The following is a 3,528-nucleotide window of genomic DNA, read 5'->3' on the forward strand; positions in this document are numbered from 1 at the left end:
GGACCCGCGATCCTCCGCAGAGACAGGCAAGATGCCGGTCCTACTTTCCATGCCACCGCTGAAACGCATAGAGAAATGGAGGCAGAAAAACGGGGCGGCAGAAAAATTTCGGTGCGTCCGCAGGAAGGGCGCTTCGATTGCGCCGAAGGCGCACGGTGCTCCATGACAAGGGGCCTCGTGCCTGCCGTATTTCAACGGTTTCTTCTACCCTGGATTACAGGCCCCTCGTCGTTGCGCCTTGGCGGTCAAAAACGACTGCTCAGAAAACACCCCGCCTATTCGACCGTGGATAAATAGAAAACGAGGCTGAGCAGATAGCCGGTCAGTCCAACCAAAAGAAGGAAGGTGGCGACGCGGTACCAGCTGGTTTTCGAATCGCGGCGCCGAATGTTTTCGATCAGCGTTTCATCCATCGTATCCGCCCTCCAGGCGGTCACCCAGCGGAAACGCAGCGGGCCAACGAGTACGGCGGCAACCGCCGCCAGCACGAAGATGAGCCCGAAGCCGATGAAGAAACGGCTGACCCCATTCGACTGCGCCATGCGCGGGCCGGAAAACCCGGTGATGGTCAGGCAGATGGTCGCCAGCCCCAGCAGCATTTGGGCGCGGGTTTGAAGCAGCGCAAAGGCCTCCCGCAGCACCCCGAACAACTTCGAATGGTCCGCGCCATGGATTTCCTTGAGGAACGCCAGTTCTTCTTTCGGGTTGAGTTTCTTCAGCATGTTGGCTCCCGGGCATAAATCCGGCCCTCGCGGTAATCCGCCCAGGCCGACTCGAACCACAGGTTGCTCTCGGGGATCGGGCGGCGGGCAACCCAGCGGCTCGACGCCTTGCCGTTTTTAAAGACGGTCTCCAGCACCTTTTCCCTAAAGCCGGCATCCTCTTCGGCGAAGCTCCACCGGGCTTTATCGAGCCGCTCGTGCGCGCGGATGCCCGCGGCATCCTGCACCAAAGCCGAACCGCGCGACCCAACACCGCTCTTCACGGCATAGAGCGAGGCCTCGAGGTACATCCAATGCGCGAAGCAGAGCTGGCGGTTGCGCAACGCCTGAACGGCCTGCGTGGCATTTTCAACCTTGCAGCCTTCCGCCTCCAGTTTTGCCAACTGCGCCTTGGCCTCCTTCGCGGCGAGTTTGAGTCCGTCGAGCGAACGGATGTGCGCCCCGGCCCTGCTCATGCGCTCCTGCAGCTCGTTGCGAACCGCACGCCAACCGGTGCCCGATTCCTTGCATCGCGCCAGAAATCCGAGCACCTCGCGGATTCCGGTTTTGGCCGACTGGTTGAAATCGGCCATGTTCAGCTCGCGGCCGGCATAGACGTTGGCAATGAATTCGGCGGCACGCAACGAGCCAACCTGGCCGGCGTTGAGCGCCGAACCGCCGGGGCGGGCAACGCCATGCGAACCGTTGACCTCGCCCACCGGGAAGAGGTGCTTGATGTTGACCGATTCCCACCAGCGGTTGCCGGCCAATCCGCCGTTGTTGTGCTGGGCGCAAACGGCGACTTCCAGCGGTTCCCGGGCGAGGTCGATGTGGTGATCGGCGTAGAGATCGATCGCCCCGGGGTTCATGTGCTTGAGCCGGGCCAGCGGCGTCGGCTGGAACGCGCCCGAATTTTCGAGATATGCGAAGGCCTCCGGGTCGAGGTCCGCGAATACAAAACCTTCCGGATTCTCGCGGTAGTCGAGGAAAACGCGCCGCCCCTTTTCGACCGTTTCGATGTAGACGAGGATATCGATGATGGACGAGCCGCCGACCACCTTCTTGGAATCGAACGGCCATTGGTATCCCTTGAGGAAGACCTTGGAGTTCATCTTGCCGACGGACGGGAAATAGTCGCGCAGGAATTCGCGCGGGTTGCTTTGGCCGTCGGCGTCGGTCGAAACAAACTTCGGCACCACCTGCATATAGGTGCCGGAAACGTTCCAGCGGAACTTGATCGAAGCCAGGCCATACTGCGCCTCCGGCAGTCCCTGCGCCATGGCGCCCGCCTTGAGCGCCAGACCGATCGCGCCCGTGTGCACGGCCGGATAGACGCTGGTTTTGTAAAGTCCGCCCGGCCCGCCGACCGCATAGACCACGTTTTCGGCGGCATAGGCCACCACCTCGCCGGCGCGGTTGAGCGCGAGCGCACCGCAGGCGCGCCGGGCCCGGCCCTCGCCCGTTGCCAGCAGGCTGACCACGTTGGTCTTTTCGTGCACCGCAATGCCGCGGCGGTGCACTTCGGCGATCAGCGCGCGGCACATGTCGCGCGAGGTATAGGGACCGACCGACGTGCCGCGCTGCGCGGGGTCGTGGTCGGTTTTATAGCCGATGAACTGCCCGAAGGCATCCTGCGGAAACTCGACGCCGAGGTTGACCAGATTCAGGAACCCGCGCCCGGAAACCGCCGCTTCGACCAGCGCCAGGTCGCCGTGCATCGAGCCCGGTTCGAAAAAGTTTTTCGCCATCGCCAGCGGCGCGTCGAGGTCGTTGCCGCACATGGCGCTTTTGTAATAGGTCTGCTTGTCGGAGCCCGTGTTGATGGAGGTGCCCATCTTGAGCCCCTCGGTCACGATCAGCACATCCTCGATCCCCTGGCGATGCAGCTGAACCGCCGCGTTCAGCCCCGCCGCGCCGGAGCCGATCACCAGCGTATGGACCTTGGAAACCGCGACAACCGTCTCCTTATCGACCTTGAGCGTGGATGCTTTCATTAGAGCCTCGGGAGGGTTAGACCGCCATCGACGTAGATGGCCTGTCCGCTGGCATAGGGCAGGTCGCCGCGTGCCATGGCCGCCGCGAGCTTGCCGATATCCTCCGGGAGGCCCCAGCGCTTCTCGACGAGCAGCTCGGTGTTGCGGATCAGGTGGTCGTATTTTTCGGTCACCCCGGCCGTCATGTCGGTCTTGATGATGCCGGGACGGATTTCGTAGACGGGAATCGCATATTCGCCGAGCCGCGCGGCGAAGAGCGAACTCATCATGCCGATGCCGGCCTTGGAGACGCAGTAGTCGCCGCGGTTGGGCGAGACGACCGTGGCGGAAATGGAACCCACGGTGATAATGCAGCCCCCGAAGGCGTCATCGGCCCGCTTTTGTTCGATCATCCAGTTGGCGCAGGCCTGCGTCAGGAAATAGGGCCCCTGCAGGTTGATTTTCATGATCCACTCGAAGCTCTCTTCCGTCGCTTCGAGGATATCGGCGCGCACCTTCGGCGCCACCCCGGCGTTGTTGACGAGCACGTCGAGCCGCCCGAAACGGTCCCGGATCTGCGCCAGCATCGCCGCGCGGTCGCCCGCCGACGAAACGTCGCCGGAACAGTAGAGCACCTCCGCGCCCATTTTTTCCAATGCCTGTACGGAGTCTGCCACCTTCGAAGCATCGCTGCGTCCGCTCAGCACGAGGTTGAACCCCTCCGCCGCCAGCCGTTCGCAAATGCCAAAACCGATCCCCCGGCCCCCGCCGGTCACCAATGCCACTTTTTTCATCTCGCCACTCCTTATCGTCGTTAGTCAAATGCCGGTAGGTCGCCGATCGAAAGTCGCCAA

General features: G+C 62.7%; 4 protein-coding genes. 1 reads left to right on the forward strand and 3 read right to left on the reverse strand.

Annotation, left to right across the window (positions count from 1 at the left end; all coding sequences use genetic code 11):
- The coding region (locus ABYO54_RS15300; RefSeq protein ID WP_372809105.1) for a hypothetical protein at positions 1–297 on the forward strand (297 nt) is incomplete at its 5' end.
- Here ABYO54_RS15300 and ABYO54_RS15305 read toward each other — a convergent pair.
- From ABYO54_RS15305 to ABYO54_RS15315, 3 genes are read right to left on the reverse strand one after another with little or no spacing between them, the layout of a single operon-like run.
- A complete protein-coding gene (locus ABYO54_RS15305; RefSeq protein ID WP_372809106.1) occupies positions 276–722 on the reverse strand; it encodes a hypothetical protein in 447 nt (148 codons plus the stop codon). The genes ABYO54_RS15300 and ABYO54_RS15305 overlap by 22 nt on opposite strands.
- The gene (locus tag ABYO54_RS15310; RefSeq protein ID WP_372809107.1) at positions 716–2,695 is read right to left on the reverse strand and encodes an FAD-binding protein; all 1,980 of its coding nucleotides are present in this window, start codon (positions 2,693–2,695) and stop codon (positions 716–718) included. The genes ABYO54_RS15305 and ABYO54_RS15310 overlap by 7 nt, the downstream gene beginning before the upstream one ends.
- Positions 2,695–3,468: a 3-ketoacyl-ACP reductase gene (locus ABYO54_RS15315; RefSeq protein ID WP_372809108.1), complete on the reverse strand. Its 774-nt coding sequence runs from the start codon at positions 3,466–3,468 to the stop codon at positions 2,695–2,697. Before ABYO54_RS15315 ends, ABYO54_RS15310 begins: the two co-directional genes overlap by 1 nt.
- Between the last annotated feature and the right edge of the window lie 60 nt (positions 3,469–3,528).

It is taken from the genome of Pontiella sp., assembly GCF_041622395.1.
Taxonomy (GTDB): domain Bacteria; phylum Verrucomicrobiota; class Kiritimatiellia; order Kiritimatiellales; family Pontiellaceae; genus Pontiella.

Bases quoted from the DNA above. Each gene is read 5' to 3' on its own strand.
- ABYO54_RS15310 (WP_372809107.1), bottom strand. From the start codon at position 2,695: ATGAAAGCATCCACGCTCAAGGTCGATAAGGAGACGGTTGTCGCGGTT.
- ABYO54_RS15305 (WP_372809106.1), bottom strand. From the start codon at position 722: ATGCTGAAGAAACTCAACCCGAAAGAAGAACTGGCGTTCCTCAAGGAA.
- ABYO54_RS15315 (WP_372809108.1), bottom strand. From the start codon at position 3,468: ATGAAAAAAGTGGCATTGGTGACCGGCGGGGGCCGGGGGATCGGTTTT.